The sequence below is a fragment of the Zoogloea sp. genome, assembly GCF_044344315.1.
In the GTDB taxonomy this organism is placed as follows: Bacteria; Pseudomonadota; Gammaproteobacteria; order Burkholderiales; family Rhodocyclaceae; genus Zoogloea.
In genome coordinates this window covers 1-19120 of the sequence record NZ_JBIJDC010000092.1, presented here as the reverse complement: position 1 = coordinate 19120, position 19120 = coordinate 1, and the positions used below count along the sequence as shown (strand labels likewise).

At 62.5% G+C, this 19120-nt stretch carries 16 protein-coding genes; 4 read left to right on the top strand and 12 right to left on the bottom strand.

What is annotated here, in order from left to right:
- The 3 genes from rpmA to proB all read left to right on the top strand — a co-directional run.
- Window positions 1–236, top strand: a 236-nt coding sequence (rpmA, locus tag ACIQ09_RS17015; RefSeq protein WP_398312563.1) for a 50S ribosomal protein L27, incomplete at its 5' end; no start/stop codon positions are given.
- A gap of 87 nt (window positions 237–323) precedes the next feature.
- Entirely contained in the window at window positions 324–1484 is a 1161-nt protein-coding gene (obgE, locus tag ACIQ09_RS17010; protein WP_398312560.1) for a GTPase ObgE, read from the top strand.
- Entirely contained in the window at window positions 1465–2583 is a 1119-nt protein-coding gene (gene proB / locus ACIQ09_RS17005) for a glutamate 5-kinase (protein ID WP_398312557.1), read from the top strand. Before obgE ends, proB begins: the two co-directional genes overlap by 20 nt.
- 182 nt (window positions 2584–2765) lie before the next feature.
- Here proB and ACIQ09_RS17000 read toward each other — a convergent pair whose 3' ends face one another.
- The 6 genes from ACIQ09_RS17000 to ACIQ09_RS16975 all read right to left on the bottom strand — a co-directional run bounded on the left by ACIQ09_RS17000 (window position 2766) and on the right by ACIQ09_RS16975 (window position 13275).
- Window positions 2766–3977 carry a porin gene (locus ACIQ09_RS17000; protein ID WP_398312554.1) on the bottom strand — a complete coding sequence of 404 codons (1212 nt, stop codon included), beginning with the start codon at window positions 3975–3977 and terminating at the stop codon, window positions 2766–2768.
- A 261-nt stretch (window positions 3978–4238) separates the two neighbouring features.
- Entirely contained in the window at window positions 4239–4553 is a 315-nt protein-coding gene (locus ACIQ09_RS16995) for a c-type cytochrome (protein WP_398312551.1), read from the bottom strand.
- A 43-nt stretch (window positions 4554–4596) separates the two neighbouring features.
- Window positions 4597–6657 (bottom strand): thioredoxin domain-containing protein, encoded by a 2061-nt coding sequence (locus tag ACIQ09_RS16990; protein WP_398312548.1) that lies wholly within the window; start codon window positions 6655–6657, stop codon window positions 4597–4599.
- 81 nt (window positions 6658–6738) lie between these two features.
- Window positions 6739–8481: an autotransporter assembly complex family protein gene (locus tag ACIQ09_RS16985; protein ID WP_398312544.1), complete on the bottom strand. Its 1743-nt coding sequence runs from the start codon at window positions 8479–8481 to the stop codon at window positions 6739–6741.
- Between the two features lie 34 nt (window positions 8482–8515).
- Window positions 8516–12163: a bifunctional proline dehydrogenase/L-glutamate gamma-semialdehyde dehydrogenase PutA gene (putA, locus tag ACIQ09_RS16980; protein ID WP_398312541.1), complete on the bottom strand. Its 3648-nt coding sequence runs from the start codon at window positions 12161–12163 to the stop codon at window positions 8516–8518.
- A gap of 110 nt (window positions 12164–12273) precedes the next feature.
- A complete protein-coding gene (locus tag ACIQ09_RS16975) occupies window positions 12274–13275 on the bottom strand; it encodes a class 1 fructose-bisphosphatase (protein ID WP_398312538.1) in 1002 nt (333 codons plus the stop codon).
- Between the two features lie 135 nt (window positions 13276–13410).
- On the opposite strand from ACIQ09_RS16975, the gene ACIQ09_RS16970 reads away from it, so the two are divergent.
- Complete coding sequence (locus ACIQ09_RS16970) at window positions 13411–14664, top strand: D-amino acid dehydrogenase (protein ID WP_398312535.1); 1254 nt, start codon at window positions 13411–13413, stop codon at window positions 14662–14664.
- 17 nt (window positions 14665–14681) lie between these two features.
- Here the strand turns inward: ACIQ09_RS16970 and ACIQ09_RS16965 are convergent, their stop codons facing one another.
- The 6 genes from ACIQ09_RS16965 to ACIQ09_RS16940 all read right to left on the bottom strand — a co-directional run.
- The gene (locus tag ACIQ09_RS16965) at window positions 14682–15425 is read right to left on the bottom strand and encodes a flagellar brake protein (protein WP_398312532.1); all 744 of its coding nucleotides are present in this window, start codon (window positions 15423–15425) and stop codon (window positions 14682–14684) included.
- 364 nt (window positions 15426–15789) lie between these two features.
- Window positions 15790–16293: a hemerythrin domain-containing protein gene (locus ACIQ09_RS16960; protein WP_398312529.1), complete on the bottom strand. Its 504-nt coding sequence runs from the start codon at window positions 16291–16293 to the stop codon at window positions 15790–15792.
- A gap of 102 nt (window positions 16294–16395) precedes the next feature.
- A complete protein-coding gene (locus ACIQ09_RS16955) occupies window positions 16396–16845 on the bottom strand; it encodes a ClpXP protease specificity-enhancing factor (RefSeq protein WP_398312526.1) in 450 nt (149 codons plus the stop codon).
- Between the two features lie 97 nt (window positions 16846–16942).
- On the bottom strand, window positions 16943–17539 hold the full coding sequence (locus tag ACIQ09_RS16950; protein ID WP_296402448.1) for a glutathione S-transferase N-terminal domain-containing protein: 597 nt from the start codon (window positions 17537–17539) through the stop codon (window positions 16943–16945).
- Between the two features lie 106 nt (window positions 17540–17645).
- A complete protein-coding gene (locus ACIQ09_RS16945; RefSeq protein WP_398312523.1) occupies window positions 17646–18389 on the bottom strand; it encodes a cytochrome c1 in 744 nt (247 codons plus the stop codon).
- 14 nt (window positions 18390–18403) lie between these two features.
- Window positions 18404–19120, bottom strand: a 717-nt coding sequence (locus ACIQ09_RS16940; protein WP_398312520.1) for a cytochrome bc complex cytochrome b subunit, incomplete at its 5' end; no start/stop codon positions are given.

The window sequence follows — 19120 nt, the reverse complement described above, 5'->3', positions numbered from 1 at the left end:
CACGCAACGGTCGCGACTCAGAAAGTAAACGCCTTGGCGTCAAGCGCTACGGCGGTCAGTTCGTCCTCGCGGGCAACATCATCGTTCGCCAGCGCGGCACCGAATACCACCCGGGCGAAAACGTCGGCATCGGCAAGGATCACACCCTGTTCGCGCTGACCGAAGGCACCGTGCAGTTCGCTGTGAAGGGCGCCAACAAGCGTCGCACCGTGAGCATCGTCGCCGCTGCTGAATAAGCGCCGACCGCATGTCTTCAAAGCCCTATCTTGCGATAGGGCTTTTTTCTTTCAGGGCCTGAATCAAGACCCCAACCGGAAACACCCATGAAATTTTTCGACGAAGCCCGTATTGAAGTCATCGCTGGCGACGGCGGTAACGGCGCCGCCACCTTCCGCCGCGAAAAATACATTCCCATGGGCGGCCCGGACGGGGGCGACGGCGGCAAGGGCGGCGACGTATACGCCATTGGCGACCGCAACCTCAACACCCTGATCGACTTCCGCTTCAAGCGCACCTTCCTCGCCGAACGCGGCGAGAACGGGCGTGGCGCGGACTGCTACGGCAAGGGCGGCAACGACGTCGCATTGCGCATGCCGGTGGGCACCATCATCACCCTGCAGGACACCGGCGAACTCGTCGCCGACCTGGATGCCGACGGTAAGCGTGTAATGATCGCTCGCGGCGGCCGTGGCGGCCTTGGCAACCTGCACTTCAAGACCAGCACCAACCGCGCCCCCCGCAAGAAGACCATGGGCCAGGAAGGCGAACGCAAGGCGCTCAACCTCGAGCTGAAGGTTCTGGCCGACGTGGGCCTGCTCGGCATGCCCAACGCCGGCAAATCCACCTTCATCCGCGCGGTATCGTCAGCCAAGCCAAAGGTGGCTGACTACCCCTTCACCACCCTCGCCCCCAACCTGGGCGTGGTGCGCACCTCCGAAAATCGCAGCTTCGTGATCGCCGACATCCCCGGCCTGATCGAGGGCGCCGCCGACGGAGCAGGCCTGGGCCACCAGTTCCTGCGCCACCTCCAGCGCACCCACATCCTGCTGCACATTGTCGACATCGCCCCCTTCGACCCTGAGGCCGACCCCGTACGAGACGCCCACGCCATCGTCGAAGAGTTGCGCAAGTACGACGAAGACCTCGTTAACAAGCGCCGCTGGCTGGTACTAAACAAGCTCGACCTGATCCCCGACCCCACCGAACGCCAGGAACGCGTCACCGCCTTCCTGGATGCCTACGGCCCGACGGAGCGCCACTTCGAAGTTTCCGCCATCAGTCGGGACGGCTGCCAGAGCGTGATCTTCGCCATCCAGGACATCCTCGACGAAGAAAAAGCAGCCGCCCAGGTCGCCGCAGATGCCGCTGCCGCTGCAGCCCGGGAGCTGGCGGCCGAATCCGGCGCCGAGCCTTCCGAAGCGGACTACGACGACGCTGAAGACGAATACGAAGAAGACGACGACGATGAGAACCTCAATCCGTAACGCCCGCCGGCTGGTCGTCAAGGTCGGCAGCGCCCTCGTGACCAACAACGGCGAAGGCCTCGCTGTCGAAGCCCTTGCCGACTGGGCCCGCCAGATTGCCGGCCTGCGCGCCGAAGGCCGTGAAGTCGTCCTGGTCAGCTCAGGCGCCATCGCCGCAGGCATGCAGCGCCTCGGCTGGAGCGCCCGCCCCCAGGAAATGCACCAGCTCCAGGCCGCCGCAGCCGTCGGCCAGATGGGCCTCGCCCAAGCCTATGAGAGCGTCTTCGCCCAGAACAAGCTTCACACGGCCCAGATCCTGCTGACCCACGCCGACCTGGCCGACCGGACGCGCTATCTCAACGCCCGCTCCACCCTGGTCACCCTGCTGGAGCTGGGCGTCGTGCCCATCATCAACGAGAACGACACTGTCGTTACCGACGAGATCAAGTTCGGCGACAACGACACCCTCGGCGCACTGGTGGCGAACCTGATCGATGCCGATGCGCTGATCATCCTTACTGATCAGCAGGGCCTCTACACTGCTGACCCGCGGAAAGATCCGGATGCAAGCCTGATCAGCGAGGACCGCGCCGAGAACACCGCCCTGGAAGCCATGGCCGGCGGAGCAGGCAGCGGCATCAGCAAGGGCGGCATGATCACCAAGGTCCGTGCGGCGCAGCGCGCAGCACGCAGCGGCGCCCACACCTGCATCGCGAGCGGGCGCGAAGTGGATGCACTGCTGCGGGTCGCTGGCGGCGACGACATCGGCACGCTGCTGTATGCCACCAGCACCCCCCTGGCCGCCCGCAAACAATGGTTGGCCGATCACCTACAGCTTGCAGGAAGCCTGACCCTCGACCAGGGCGCCACCGAAGCCCTGGAATCCGGGAAAAGCCTGCTCCCTATTGGCGTCACCGCCGTGGAAGGCGACTTCGCCCGGGGCTCGGTGGTGGCCTGCCGCAATGCAGACGGCCGTGAAGTTGCCCGCGGCTTGGTCAATTACGCCAGCAACGATGCCCGCCGGATCGCCCGCAGATCCTCGACCGAGATCGAGGGCATTCTCGGCTTTGTCGAAGAGCCGGAACTGATACATCGGGACAATCTGGTAAGGATAGGCTGAACCCAGCACACTGCAAATGAAATGGCCACCCTCGGGTGGCCATTTCATTTGCAGATTCGAACGCTGCCATACCCCATTCCGGCAACAGGAAAACCATCTCCATACCAACACCTCCCGGCGAAGCCCATGAAAAACGGGCACCCGAAGGTGCCCGTCAATTTCTAATTCAGACGAAGTCTGAATTAGAAGGTGTGACGCAGGCCCAGGGACAGACCCTGAACGGTGCCACCAACCGTCGAGAAGGTATTGTTAACCCCCGTCGCGCTGTTAATACCAACAGCGTTGATGCCGAAGTCGTACGCAGCGCCCTTGTCGTTGTTGATCAGAGCGTAGGTAGCCTTCAGCATGGTGCGCTTGGACAGGCTATGCTCGACGCCAATTTCAAACAGCTTGGCACCGGTGTCGTCGGAGCTGGAGCCGTTGACCTTGAGGTCACGAGCAACGTAGACCTGGCCCAGCAGCTTGGAGGCCGGGGTCACGTTAAAGGTTGCGCCCAAGCCGTACACTGCTTGAGTAACCTTGCCAAGCTTGGTCGCATTCGGTTGAGTGTAATTATCCGCACGAGCCAGATCAAACAAAGCACGGATAGAAGCGGCGCCGAAGCTGAAGGAACCACCGATACGAAGATCGCTAACCTTGGTGGAATCACCGCCGAACTGGGCATTGTTATCACCCAAATTAACAGCGTTGTATGTCACAGCAGCCATAACCGGGCCATTAGCATACTTCAAACCAACATCGTAGCCGGAAGTGTTCAGAGCCGGGCCTTGACCGTTAAAGGTCTTGTTTTCATTGGCCACGTAAGCAACGGTGGCGTTCAGGCCAGCGAAGCTCGGGGAAACATAGGCGATGGCGTTCTTCCAGCGGGTGTCGAAGATCGACGTACAAACGCTGGAGCGACCGCAAGCCGGATTGCCAGCAGCGCTGTAAGTGCTGTTGCCATCGATAGATCCGAGCAGATTATTACCCAGCTTGCCCAGCAGAGCGGAGTTGGCGCCAATACCGGTGGCACCTGCGTTCACATCAAGAGCAGCACCCAGAGCGCGGGTCGGGCCAGTCAGGTTACCCAGAACAACGGTACCGAAGCCGCCGGCCAGGCCGACGTAGCTGTCACGGTTGGCGCCCAGAGCACCGGCGTTGTCGAAGCCGACAGCGCTTTCGTACTGGAACACGGCGGTCAGGCCGTTGCCCAGCGCTTCAGCACCCTTGAAACCGATCAGGGAAGAGTTGGTGGAAACACGGGTCATGTTGCCGAGTTCGTTGTTCGCATCGCCAGAGATCTTGACGACGTCGAAAGAAGCGTCAGCCACGCCGTAAACGGTCACGTTGGCTTGAGCGAAGGCGCCGGTGGAAGCCAGGCCGGCAACGGCCAGAGCGATCAGTTTCTTTTGCATATGTTTCTCCTCTTGATTGAAGACTGGCACGCACCGCTTGCGCGGGGCCGACCAATTTCACCTCTCTAACGAGAAGTTGGCCTGCATTGTGGGTGCGAGGCAAAGGGTGAAGCAAGGACAGCGTTGTTTTTTGGATGAGACGCCCTGATGAAGTGTTGCAATTTCGCGACAAGATGCAAAGTACTTGCCATAAGACGTCAGGTTGGCACTCCAAAAAGCAAAAAAGCCAGCCCGCAGGCTGGCCGGAGCGACGGGCGGCGCTTACTTCTGGGCGAGAACCCAGGCCGCGAGGGTCTTGGCTTCAGCGGCGCTAACCTGCGGGTTGGGGGGCATCGGGATCTGGCCCCAGGCACCAACACCGCCCTTGACGATCTTCTCGGCAAGCTTGGCTTCAGCGGTCTTGTCGCCCTTGTACTTGGCAGCAACATCCTTGTAGGCCGGACCGACGAGCTTCTTGTCGACGGCGTGGCAAGCCAGACAGTTCTTGGCCTTGGCCAGATCAGCGCCGGCGTCGGCGAATGCAGCGGTGGAGCCCATCAGGCCAGCGATGGCGGCGACAGCAACGAGTTTCTTCATTGTGATCCTCTTGGGTTGTGTGGCGAAAAAATATCAGGGAAGTCTAAACTTCCCCTGCGGGTTTGCCAATTCTCATGAGCTCCGCCTCAAGTGCCGGCCACGTGGCAAAGGGTCGCAGGCATTCAACGCCGGAACACAGCCAGGCGTTGACGTCGGCACCGACAGGCTTGTCGAGCACGGGCGGCAATCCCGCAATGTCGCCGGGCAAGGCCAGGCAGAGCACGTGAGGCAGATACCGGCTGGCCAGCCTTTCCAGCCATGGCGCCAGGCTTCCGGCCGGTCCACGCAGTACCAGCAGGGAAGGCGGCTGCCGTTGTTCGGCAAGGGCGAGGGCCAGGCTGGCATACCCCGAAGGAGACTGCCTTAACGCCGTGTAGAAGGCTTGCAGGGTGCGTTCGGCCGCATCCAGATAGCGTGTTTCCCCCGTCATGTGACCGAGGCGACCAAGTGCCTGGGCGGCCACACCATTACCGGACGGCATGGCGCCATCGTGGGCGCTCCGCGGTCGGTGGATCAGCGCTTCGTGATCGTGGCGCGTGAAGAAGAAGCCACCCCGCCCCCGATCTTCGAAGTCATCGAGCAAGGCATCGGCAAGATCTTCGGCAAAAGCCAGATCAACGGGCCGAAAGTGGGACTGCATCAGTTCGATGAGGGCCGAGATCAGCAGCGAGTGGTCGTCGAGGTAGGCATTCAGATGCGCCTTGCCGGCCCGGGATGTGGCGAGCAAGCGCCCCTCCACCCACAAGCCATCACGGATGGCATCGACGGCGGCTGTCGCGGCCACAAGCCAGTCGCGCCGGCCGAAGATCCGGGCAGCCCTGGCGAGGCCCTGGATCATCAGGGCATTCCAGCTCACCAGAAGCTTGTCATCGCGGGCCGGTGGCGTACGCAATGCCCGCCGGGCAAACAGCGTGCGGCGTGCGCCGTCAAGAAGTTGCCGGGCCTCGGTTTCCCCGATTCCGAGATCTTCGGCAATCCGCCCGAGGGGCTCCGCGACATGAAGGTGCCAGTGGGAGCCCTCGAAGTTGGGACGGCGCGCCAGACCATAGTGACGCGCGACGATGGCGAACTCGGTTTCGCTCAGCAAGGCCCTCGGTTCGGCCTTTTCCCAGAGGTAGAAACGCCCCTCCTCGCCCTCGGAGTCCGCATCCATCGACGAGGCAAAGCCACCTCCGGCAAGGCTCATCTCCCGTATGACCCATTCGGCGGTCTGCTCCACCACCCGGGCAAACAGGGGCTCCCCCGTGATCTGCCAGGCGTCAGCGTACAAGGCCAATAGCGGACCGTTGTCGTAGAGCATTTTCTCGAAATGGGGAATGTTCCAGCGATCATCGACGCTGTAGCGAGCAAACCCGCCCCCCAGATGATCGAAAAGGCCGCCTTCGGCCATGTGGCGCAGTGTGACGAGAACCATCTCGCGGGCGCCCTCGTCGCCTGTGGCAGCAAAGCGGCGCAACAGGAAATCCAGGTCGGCGGGATGGGGAAACTTGGGCGCCGCGCCGAAGCCGCCATGCACCCGGTCAAAAGTGGACGACAAGGCGTCACGCAGGGCGTCGAGGGGCGCGGACGAGAAATCGGCGGGATGAGCGTAAGCACCTGCATCGTGGCGCGCCAGTGCGGCCTGCAGCCCCTGGTTCTGCTCATCGATGGCTGTACGCTGGGTGCGGAAAGCTACGTCGATGCGCGTCAGCAGATCCAGAAAACCCGGCAGGCGATGGCGGGGCTGCTTGGGGAAGTAAGTTCCACTGAAGAAGGGTACGCCGTCGGGGCTCAGGAAGACGGTCAACGGCCAGCCGCCATTGCGGCGGGCGAGCATCTGGTGAGCCGACTGGTAGATCTGATCCAGGTCCGGTCGTTCTTCCCTGTCCACCTTGATGTTGATGAAACGCTCATTCATGCGCGCCGCCACCGCTGCGTCCTCGAAGGACTCATGGGCCATCACATGACACCAGTGGCACGCCGAATAGCCGATGGACAGGAGTATGGGCTTGCCCTCGCGACGGGCAAGATCAAGCGCCTCCTGGCACCAGGGCCACCAATCCACCGGGTTGTCGGCGTGTTGCAGCAGGTAGGGAGAGGTTTGGTGCTGCAGTCGGTTGGGCATGGGGGCTCCGGTTTCGGAATGGGTCGTGAGGTGTCCGATCTTTCCTTGGAACCCCGCTGTCGGGGAAAGTTGTCGGGCGCGTCAGAAGGCAATGGCCACGGCAAACTGGAGGCGGACCCGATGATCGCTCTGGCCGTATGCCAGATCCACGGCGATCGGACCTGCCGGGCTGCGCCAACGGGGGCCAAAGCCGTAGCCGAAGTTCATCTTGAACAGCTCCCGCTGGTCGTTGGCATTGCCGGCATCGACAAAGGCCGCGATGCCCCAATTACCCCCGTACCAATGCACATACTCGGCACTGGTGACGGCCAGATAACGCCCACCGACGGTGGCGCTGCCATCGGTGACCCCCAGACTCTGGTAGGCGTAGCCCCGCACCGTCTGGGCGCCGCCGGTACGGAACAGGAAATCCTGGGGGACGCCGTCGCGAGAGGCGGCTATGGTCATGCCGCCCTCGGCCCTGAGGATCAGCACATCCCGTTCGGCCATCGGAAAGAAGTGCTGGTAACGCCCGTACAGGCGCACGAAGTTGCGATCCGACAGGAAGGCCCGGGAAGCGCCCCCAAGCTGGAAGTTGACCACCTGCCCATGCCGCGGATCGAGGATGTTGTCCACCGCCCGATAAGTCCATGACCAGTTGGCGGTCAGCGCCGAGCGACTCGACCGGAGGCTGCCTTCCGGGGTCAGGATTTCATGCTGATAATTGAGCGCCAGACGGTTCTCCATGCTGCCCCGGGGAATGGTCCGGACGACGCCGATGGATTGGCGCTGGGTCTGCAGGCCGGAAATATTGGTGTGCTCGGCCAGCACCCCTACGCTGTCCAGATAGCCGGCGACGGACGGCGGCAGAAAGACATCCGCGTAGCCAAGCTGGCGACGCTGCTCAACACGCACACCACTGACCAGATTCCAGGGCTGCCCCAGGAAGTGAGCGTCCCGGTAGCTGGTTTCAACCCGGTAACCCGTGTTGCTGCTGATACCGGCACCAAAGCCGATGCGCCGCGGCTTGGCCTCGATGACATCGACCCGCACCGGCACCGCCTCGGGTGTGGCCGTGCTGCGATCAATATCAACAACCACCGACGCGAAGTAGCTGGTGTTCTGCAGGGCTGTCTGGAAGCGCAGCAGGCGCTCCTGGCTATACGGCTCGCCAACTTCCGGCGGGCGGTAACGTTCGATGAGACCGGCATCGTAGTCGGATAGCCCGTTGATCTGCAGCGCCCCGAAGCGATACACGGGACCACTATCCACCTCCACCTCGAGCTGGGCGCTGGCCGTTTCCGGATCGATGACAGCCCGACTGTCCGAAATGCTGGCGGCCGCGTATTCACGTGTGGCCAGGGCATCGAGGAGGCGCTGCTTGGCGGCATCCCAGTCGGCTTGCCGGAAGGGCTGACCAACCGGCAATCCCCATGCGGCCTGCAGGGAAGCCAGGCGCGCCGGACGATCCCCGTCGACGCCGGTGACATCGCCGGCAAAACGCAGATCAAGCGCTGAAATCGTCGTTCGGCGCCCCGGCGTGACCACAACGCGCAGACGTTCACCGTCCAGATCCTGCCTTTCAATGGCCGGTGAAAAATACCCCTCGGTGGCGAGGATCTCTCGAATTTCCTTGCGCGCCCGACGCATCAGGGCAACCCGGCCGGCGGCGTCCAACACCTCGTCAGGAGCGCGCTCAAGGAAATCCAGGTGCTTCACAAGCAAGGGGCGCAGGGAATCCGGCGCCTCGAGCTCGACCGGGCTGTCCGCCCCATGGGCGGGCACGACCCCGGCGAGGGCGATCAACGCAAACGACAGGCAGAGAACAATGGAATGGCGCGGCACCCGCGGATTCTAACAGCCGGAGCACCGCGGCCGTTCAGGCCTCACCGAGTTGAAGCAGCCGGGCATTGCCCCCGGTGGCGGTGACATTGACGCTAACACAGCGCTCGATGATCAGGCGCTCAAGCGCATAGTCGGGGGCTGGCACAAGGCAGGGCAGGATCGGCCCTTCCCGCTGGGCGAGCACGTCCTGCCAAGGCTGCGCCTCGGGCACATCAACAAGGGCGGCGGCCCAAGGCTGGACCAGCGCATCCGGATGCACATCAACCACCCCCTGCAAGGCCAGTGGCAATGCGCTGCGCCAGGCCTCGGCGGCAGCGCCGGCCGCCAGCACGAGGCGGTTGTCGGTAGCCAGCACCACCGCCAGCTGGTGAAGCCAGCCGGCAGTCGAGTCGGCCATGCCCAGGATCGGGCCCCGGGGGTGAAAGCTCAGGGTATTGGTCTCCCCGGTCGGCCCGGGTAAGGGTATGGTCAGACCGGCAAGGGAAGCCCGTCGATAGGTTTCGATCGCCGAAAGCAGACGCGCCCGCACGGGCGTCTCCAGCCCCGCCCCGCCCTCTCCGATCCACGCCTCGAGGCAAGCCAGCAGTGGCCGTGGCGGGCGCGGCTGATCGGCAAGCGGCACCGGGGCGCCACGCACCAGCCGGCCTAGGAGCAACGGCCCGCCGGCCTTCGGCCCCGTACCTGAAAGGCCCTCGCCGCCAAAGGGCTGCACCCCCACCACCGCGCCGATCATGCTGCGATTGACGTAGAAGTTGCCGACCTTCATGCGCCCGATGATGTGCTGGGCAAAGTCGTCTATCCTCGACTGGATGCCAAGCGTCAGACCATAGCCTCTGGCAGACAGGGCGTCCAGGACCGCATCCAGATCCCGGGCCGCATAACGGACGATGTGCAGTACGGGGCCAAAGACCTCCTGGCGCAATTCGGCCGGTGACGGAAGCTCGATCAGGGTGGGTGCGACAAAGTGGCCAGCGGCACAGACGTCGGGAAGACTACGGGTCAGCACGCAGCGACGATCGGCACGCAGCGCATCCACGTAGGCATCGATGCGGAGACGGGCAGAGGCGTCGATCACCGGCCCCACGTCAGTCGCAAAATCATCCGGCGGGCCAAGACGCAACTCAGCCATGCCGCCATCTAGCAGCTCAAGAACCCGATCGGCAATGTCCTCCTGCAAGCACAGCAGACGCAGAGCTGAACAGCGCTGGCCGGCAGAATCGAAAGCGGAAAGAAGCACATCGCCCACCACCTGCTCAGGCAAGGCGGTGGAGTCCACGATCATGGCGTTGATCCCGCCTGTTTCAGCCACCAGCGGAACATCGCCCCGGCTCGCCAGTTGGCGATGGATGGCCATGGCCACTCGAGTGGAACCCGTGAACAAGACTCCGCGAACACGCTCATCCGCCACCAGAGCAGCCCCCACGCCACCGCCGCCGGGCAGACACTGCAGCACAGAGCGCGGCACGCCGGCCTCATGGAGCAGGGCAACGGCCCAGTCGGCGATCAGCGGGGTCTGCTCTGCCGGCTTGGCGATGACGGGGTTGCCGGCAGCCAGGGCCGCGGCAATCTGCCCGACAAAGATGGCCAGCGGAAAATTCCAGGGGCTGATGGCCACGATGGTGCCCAGGGGGGTACTGCCGTCCACATCGCCGGCGCGCAGCCGACTGGCATAGTAGCGGCAGTAATCCACCGCTTCGCGGACTTCACCGAGCGCAGCGGGAATGGTCTTGCCCGCCTCCCGCACAATGAGTGCCACCAGGGCATGGGTTCGCGCCTCAAAGGCCTGGGCAGCCCGCTCCAGGCACAGGGCGCGGTGCTCCGGGGCAGTCGCGGCCCAATCGGCCGCGGCCTGCCCTACCGCCTGAAACGCCCCCTCCATCTCCACCTGCGTAGCGAAGCGGACCGCGCCAACCCGCTCCGTCCGGCACGCCGGGTTGCAGACCTCCACCGCAGCCCCCATCCCGGCCGGGTCGACACTGCTGACCCGCGGCTGCACCTGCAGGATCGATTCACGACTGCGCGCCAGCGCCACCTGGAAAGCCCGGCGGACAGGCGCGGCTGCCAGGTCAAAGCCCCGGCTGTTGCGACGCCCGGCGTAAAGATCCTCGGGCAAGGGAATGCCAGGATGGGGACGGCCGGCACTTGCCTGGGCGTGCTCAAGGGGATCCGCGACAAGATCGGCAAGGGCTACGCCATCGTCCACGATGCGATTGACAAAGCTGGTGTTGGCCCCGTTTTCCAGCAGGCGGCGCACCAGGTAGGCCAGCAGGGTACGGTGACTGCCCACGGGGGCATACACCCTCACCGGCCGCCGCAGCCGCGCATCCTCCGCCCCCAACAATTGCCGGTAGAGACTGTCCCCCATGCCATGCAGGCACTGGAATTCGTAGTCTCCGGGGCGGAACGGACCGCCGGCTTCGAGAATGGCGGCGACGGTATGGGCGTTATGGGTGGCGAACAGCGGAAAGACCGCATCGGGCACGGCCAGCAAACGACGGGCACACGCCAAGTAGGCTACGTCAGTGTGGGCCTTGCGGGTATAGACGGGATAGTCGACCAGGCCGTCCTGTTGGGCGCGCTTGATCTCCGCATCCCAGTAGGCGCCCTTGACCAGGCGAACCATCAGGCGCCGACGATGGCGACGCGCCACGGCAACCAGCCAGTCGATGACCGCCGGCGCCCGCTTCTGGTAAGCCTGCACGACAAAACCCAAGCCCGACCATTCGGCCAGAGCCGGGTCTGCGGCAAGCGCAGCGAGCACATCGAGAGACAGTTCAAGCCGCTCCGACTCCTCCGCATCAATGGTCAGCCCGATGTCGTGGCTCTTGGCCAGCAGGCACAGATGGCGGACCCGCGGCACGAGTTCATGCAACACCCTCGCCTGCTGGGACCAGTGGTAGCGAGGATGCAGCGCAGAGAGCTTGATGGAGATGCCGTTGCCCTTGTGAACACCCCGCCAGCGATCCTGCCTGCCAATGGCGTGGATGGCATGGGCGTAAGCCGCGGCGTAGCGTGCTGCCTCGTCCGCCGTCACGGCGGCCTCGCCGAGCATGTCAAAAGAATAACGGTAGTCGGCCAATGAGTCGGTGCCCGCACGCTCCAGCGCGGACTCGATGGTTTCGCCCAGCACGAACTGCTGTCCGACAAGGCGCATGGCGTAATCCATGGCCTCCCGGACCAGCGCCTCCCCACCCCGCACGGCGATACGTTCCAGCGCCCCGGGAACCCGTGCCGCCTCGTCGGGGGCAAGAAGGCGCCCGGTGAGGGCCAGGCTCCAGGCCGCCGCATTCACGAACACGGACGGGCTATGGCCCACATGGGCCGACCAGTCCCGAGCGCATAGTTTGTCTCGAATCAAGCGCAAGCGGGCGTCATCGTCGGGCACCCGCAACAGGGCTTCGGCCAGACACATCAATGCCACGCCCTCGCTGCTGTCGAGGGAGAACTCGTTCATCAGCGCATCGACCCCCCCGGCCCGCCGCCGCCGCTGGCGCACGCCGACAGCCAGCTGCTCCGCCAGAACCGCGATACGGGCCGCCTGATCGGCGGAGGGGCGCGCGTCCTCAAGAAGCGCCTGCACACACTCCGCCTCGGGCCGGCGGGCGGCCGTCCCGATGGCCTGGCGCAAGGCTGCCAGCGCGGCCTCCGGGGAGGAAGAATCGGGATCGGGGACAACAGTCATGACATCACCTGACAAGATCGGCACACGCCAATGTCAGGTTCGACCAGCCCAAAGAAAAACGATTCAACCGGTACCGCAAACGGACCGGGTGAATCGTCAGAAAAGCAGGATCAGGCTTCCAGGTGGTAGGAAACGACCCGTTCGACCTCGTTGCGGGAGCCCAGGATGACCGGCACGCGCTGATGCAGCTTGTTCGGCTGGATGTCGAGAATGCGCTCGCGCCCAGTGGATGCGGCGCCGCCAGCGGCCTCGACGATCATGGCCATCGGATTGGCCTCGTACATCAGGCGCAGCTTGCCGCCCTTGTCCTTCATCTTACTGTCCATGGGGTACATGAAAATTCCCCCGCGGGTCAGGATGCGGTGCACATCGGCGACCATGGATGCCACCCAGCGGGTGTTGAAGTCACGCCCCCGCGGGCCTTCCGCGCCGGCCTTCAACTCGTTCACATAGCGCTGGACGGGCGGTTCCCAGAAACGCTCGTTCGACGCATTGATGGCGTACTCCTTGGTGTCCTCAGGGATCGTCATGTCCGGATGGGTGTAGATGAAACTGCCCATTTCCCGATCCAGCGTGAAGCCATGGACGCCATCACCCACCGTCAGCACCAGCTGGGTAGACGGGCCATACACCGAATAGCCGGCCGCCACCTGGGCACTTCCCGGCTGCATGAAATCGGCCTCCGTGGCCGCGTTGATGCCTTCCGGACAACGCAGCACGGAGAAGATGGTGCCAACCGAGATGTTCACATCAATGTTGGACGAGCCATCCAGGGGATCGAACAGCAGCAGGTAGGCACCCTTGGGATACTCGCCCGGAATCGGTCGGATCTCCTCTACCTCTTCCGAGGCCATGGCTGCCAGGTGACCGCCCCACTCGTTGGCCTGGATCAGGATGTCGTTGGCAATGACGTCGAGCTTCTTCTGGGCCTCACCCTGTACGTTGTCGCTTCCGGCCTCCCCCAGTACGCCAGCCAGAGCGCCTTTGGAGACATTGACGGCAATGGCCTTGACGGCCCGGGCAACCACTTCCATCAGCAGGCGCAGGTCAGCACTCATCAGCCCCTTGCGCTGCTGTTCGATCAGAAATTGGGTAAGCGTGACACGACGCATGACTCGACTCTCCAGAATAACCTGTGAAAGTGCGGATTATCGCCCGGATCGAGGCCTTTCGTCGTTTATGATTGCGGGCCGGATCCCGCAAGGGCGAATATCCACCTTTCTCCGTAACACTCTTCACAGGGCATCATGGAAGTTCTGGTCATCGGCGCCGGCCTGGCAGGCATCACGAGTGCCTGGTATCTGGCCCAGGCGGGTTGTAAGGTCACTGTAGTGGAACGCCAGCCCGGCCCCGGCTTGGAGACGAGCTTCGCCAATGGCGGCCAGATCTCCATCAGCCACCCCGAACCCTGGGCAAATCCGTCAGCGCCCGCGACCATCCTTCGCTGGCTCGGCCGCAAGGATGCGCCCCTTCTGTTCCGCCTGCGCGCCGATACCGATCAGTGGCGCTGGGCAGCCGCCTTCCTGCGCGAGTGCCTGCCGGGTCGAAGTGTTCGCAACACCGCAGCCATCGCCAGCCTTGCCCTATACAGCCACCAGGAACTGCAGGCGCTGAGGGCTGTGACCGGCATCGAATATGAGTCCAGCGAAGCCGGCATCCTCCACCTCTTCCAGAGCGAGCGGGAGTTCAGGGCAGCTTCGGTACGCCAGAAAGAGCTGGAGGCGCTGGGCATACGCGCCAGAACCCTCACCCCGGACGAAGCGGTTACTCTCGAACCCGCTCTTGCCTCTCTACGGCCGCGCCTCACTGGCGCCATGCACGGCATGGACGACGAAAGCGGCAATGCCCATATGTTTTGCACCGCATTGGCGGCCAAGGCGCAGGAGGCAGGGGTCCGGTTCGTGTTCAACGCCCGGCTTTACGACTACGACATGATTCGCGGCCGCATTCGAGGTATTCGTCTGCTCGATTCGGATTTCAGGGCAGGGGTACTCCAAGCCGATGCCTTCGTCGTGGCGGCTGGCAGTTACAGCCCGGCTTTGGTCAAGCGCTTCGGAGAGCGGCTACCCATTTATCCCGTCAAGGGCTATTCGATTACCGCACCCATCGTGGATCCGGAACGAGCACCCAGACATAGCCTCACCGATGAGTCACGCCGTGTCGTGTGTTCGCGGCTCGGCGACATGCTAAGGGTGGCGGGTACTGCCGAACTGAACGGCTTCGACCTCAGCCCCAATCCAACGCGCAGCGCCAGCATAGTGAAATGGCTGGACGAACACTTGCCCGGGGTGGCAGATCTGGAGCGAGCCGAGCACTGGTGCGGCCTTCGGCCTGCCACGCCAAGCAACGTCCCTCTGATCGGCAGGACGCGGATAGACAATCTTTACCTGAACACCGGTCACGGCACCCTGGGCTGGACGCTGGCCTGCGGGTCAGGTCGCGCCCTGGCCGACATCGTGACCGGACAAAAGCCGGCGCCGGCCTTCCCCTTCCGCACCTGACGCGATCGGGCCCGGAATCAGCCCTCCGCCGACTCCTCGAACAGGATGCGATAGACAAACGCCGACAGAACCACCTGCTCGGCGTGGGGCAGATCCTCGAACTGGACACCATGCTGAACCTGCGGCGCCACACCTTCCGGCGTAGCCGTTGCGTGAACAGAGCGCAACACAGCCGGAATGGTCAGAAATTGCTCCACATCACTCACGACGACCCGGAACTTGATAGCCAAGCGGTCATCCTTGACCCCCATCGGTGACTTGCCTATCAGCATCGCACCACCGGTGCTTAGGTCCAAAATCGTCGCCGCATGCGAGCGCCCTTCCGCCCCGGCAACAGCCGCGATGAGATTGACCCGCGCCCGTGCCCCACGACGGACCACCAGGCCCCTGACGTTGTTCGGGTAGGTCAGGTGCAAATGGGGAAAAGGCACGTTGGCCACTTTGAATATGGTCGCCCCGAAGGCGAAGACGCTCTTTCCCGAGAACATGCGTACGACAAAGCTCTGCCCCTCCCGCATGAGAAGGACCTTGCCATCCTGCGTCGGCGTGGTGACGATGACGCTCTTGCCCTTGAGGTAGCCGATCAGCTTGACGTAATAGCGTGACTGACCGCTGTCGCTTTGGGTCTGCAACTGCAGGGTGTCGCCGATATCCAGCTTGATCTCGTCAAAACTGCACATATCGTCTGCCGGACGCTCGCCTGACTCCTGGTTGGGCCGCGTCTCGCTGACCTGAAGTTTGCGGAAAAGGCCGCGCTCCATCAGGGCCTTTTTCTGGGACTCCGTCTCAACGACGACTCCGCGAGCCAGCAGAAGCTGACGGCGATCATCGTAAAGGGGCCAGGGCACCGGGCGGCCAACCTCAACCTCACCGCTATTGACTCGGACAAAGGACATCGCACAACCACCCGCGGAATTCAAGTGCAAGTCATATCGTCACACAAGACGGGGACTTTAGCCCTTGCGAAGACTACTTTGCGGCAGTACCCAGCTTGCAGAGGTCAGGCCAACGCAACCAAGCCGAAATACAGGCTGGAAGATTCAGGACAGAAGCGAAGAAACTAGCAGACGTCGTTAAAACCCGGTCCAAATGGAACCGGGAAATACCCTGAGTCTGACGCAGACTTCAGCTGGCCGGGGAGCTGGCCGGCTGGCCATCAGCTTTTTGAGCAGGAGGGGTACAGCAAGCCGCCGAGCCATCTTCACAATCCTCCTGAGGTGGCTTGCGAATCTCGCCCGTCTGGGTATCGAATCCAATCGAGTCGATGTAGGCCGCAAGAGCGGAATCCATGGTGGCGACATGATTGTCGAACCAGATCGGCAACTCCTGCAGCAACTGGCGCCCAAGGGCAGCATCGCCCCGTTCCATGCGCTTGCGCACGTCACGACACACGGCAAGGACGCGATCATGCTCGGCCTTGTGGCAGCCGGGAAAACCGATCAACTCCATCCAGCGATTTTCCTGATCGAAATGCTCAACCGTGTGCGCAATGAACGCGTCCATCTCAATCAGCTGAGCCTCACCGGAAGCCGCCACAAGACGATTGTAGGCATCGACGAACTCGAGATGCGTGTCGTCCATCGGCCCCAGACCTAGAGCCAGCTTGTCTGTCCATTCCATGGCGGCCATGCGCTTAAACCTCGAAAATTAAAAATTGCAGGCTACTTTATCCTTGAGGAGGAACAGCCTCCCTGAGCCAGATCAAGCGCCGGGGGCCTTCCTGCAAGGAAGTTATTTGACCAGCTTCAGATGGCTGCGCAGGCCGGTTTTGGCTGAGTCGGGGGACGCATCCGGAGCGGGCGAGTCCTCGGCGACATCGGCGGAGTCAGAAGCAAGTTCTGGGAGTTCCTCGACCTCGTGCTCGGACGCGGAAGCCAGCTCAAACGCCATTCCATGCCCGTTTTCCCGGGCATATATAGCCGAAACGTTGTCAACGGGTACCGAGATGTTCTGCGCAACGCCACCAAAGCGGGCCTGAAAGGCAATCAACTCATTACCCATCACCAGACTTTGGGTCGCATCCGGCCCGATGTTGAGAACAATCTGACCATCCTGGACGAAGCTGCGCGGCACCATGGTACGACCATCGACTGCCACGGCAAGATAAGGCGTCAACCCCTGATCGACACACCACTCGTGAATGGCACGAATCAGATAGGGCTTGGTGGAAACTTCACTCATGACCGGGACCTTCAATCCAATGAGGCCAAAATCGGGGCCACAGGAAAGGGAAACTAAAAAAATCAGGGCCGCGACGATGCACGGCCCTGGATGACACTCAGCGACGCATGACCTTTTCCGATGGAGTCATCGCATCAATGAAACCCTGACGGCTGAAAATACGCTCGGCGTACTTCATCAGCGGGGCTGCCGAACGTGGCAGCTCGATACCGTAGTGATCGAGGCGCCACAGCAAAGGGGCGATTGCCACATCCAGCATGGAGAACTCTTCGCCGAGCAGGAACTTCTGCTTGGTGAAGATCGGAGCCAGCTGAGTGAGTTGATCACGAACATGGGCTCGCTCCTTCTCCGCGCCCTTGGGGTTCTTCTCCAGGGCTTCGATATGCGAGAACAGCTCCAGTTCAAAAGTGTGCAGCAACTGACGGGCCCGGGCCCGCATTATGGGATCGGGCGGCATCAGCTGGGGATGCGGGAAACGCTCGTCGATGTACTCGTTGATGATGTTGGACTCGTAGAGCACGAGGTCACGATCAACCAGCACCGGAACCCGGTTGTACGGGTTGATGACGGCGATGTCTTCCGGCTTGTTGAAGAGATCGACATCAATCACCTGGAAATCCATGCCCTTTTCAAAGAGCACGATACGGCACCGGTGACTAAAAGGATCTGTCGTTCCGGAATACAAATTCATCATCGTTGTGTTACCCCACGGATACTCGGAATCACGCACCACGCGACGGGCGCGTGGTGCGTCTTGCTCAGTGACGGCAAGTGACTGCATCGGCGAAACCTGCTGCCGATTAGTGGATGTCCTTCCAATAATTCTTCTTCAGAAGATAGGAAAGGACGAAGAGCAAGCCCAAAAATGCAATTACGGCAGTACCGATGTTCTTGCGCTTCTCGGCCATCGGCTCACCCATCCAAACCAGGTAGGAGACGAGGTCAGCGCTTGCCTTGTCGTACTCTTCCTTGGACATCTTGCCCGGCTTGGCCAATTCAAGGGAAACCTCCTTGATCTTGCCGCCATGACCGTCATCCTTCTCGGTCACCTTGGCAATCTGCTCGCCTTGCAGTTCATAAAGGACATGGGGCATGCCCACGTTCTCGAAAACCACGTTGTTCCAGCCGGTCGGCCGCTCGCTGTCGCGATAGAAGCTGCGCAGGTAGGTGTACAGCCAGTCCGCACCACTACCGAACTCGGACGCACGGGAGCGAGAGATCACGGTGAGGTCCGGAGGTGCAGCACCGAACCAGGCCTTGGCTTCATCACGCTGCATGGCGATGCGCATCGGCTCGCCAACCTTGTCGGCGGTGAACATCAGGTTGTCCTTGATGGCCTGCTCGGACAAACCCAGTTCCTGGAGCCGGTTGTAGCGCATGTAGCTGGCGCCGTGACAATTCAGGCAGTAATTGACGAAGAGCTTTGCACCATTCTGCAGTGCAGCCGGATCGGTGGACACCGGAGCCTTGTCCAGGTGCAGTTCGGCACCGCTTGCAAAGGCAAGCAGCGGTGCGAACAGGAGAGACGTCAAAAGTTTTTTCATGGCTTTCATTCTCATTAACCGGTCACCCGATCAGGCTCGGGCTTGCACTTGTCCATCTTGGAGTACCACGGCATCAGCAGGAAGAAGCCGAAGTAGATCACCGAGCAGATCTGGGACACCAGGGTACGACCCGGGGTGGGAGGCAGAACACCGAGGTAGCCGAGGATGAAGAAGGAGACGATGAAGACGGCCAGGATGGCCTTGAACAGACCGCCCTTGTAGCGGATCGACTTCACCGGGCTACGATCCAGCCACGGCAGGAAGGCGATGATCACCACGGCGGCACCCATGGCCACGACGCCCCAGAACTTCGCATCGATGCCGAACAGCGGATAGGTCACCGCACGCAGGATCGAGTAGAAGGGGGTGAAGTACCAGACCGGGGCAATGTGCGGCGGGGTCTTCAGGGGGTCGGCCGGAATGAAGTTGTTGAATTCCAGGAAGTAGCCGCCGCCTTCAGGCGCGAAGAACACGATGAAGGAGAAGCAGATCAGGAAGCCCACCACACCCACGATATCCTTGACAGTGTAGTAGGGGTGGAAGGGGATGCCGTCCAGCGGGTGGCCATCTGCGCCCTTCTTCTTCTTGATTTCAACGCCATCCGGGTTGTTGGAGCCGACTTCGTGCAGCGCAACGATGTGGGCAGCCACCAGGCCGATAAGGATCAGCGGCACGGCAATAACGTGGAAGGAGAAGAAGCGGTTCAGGGTCGCATCGGACACCACGAAATC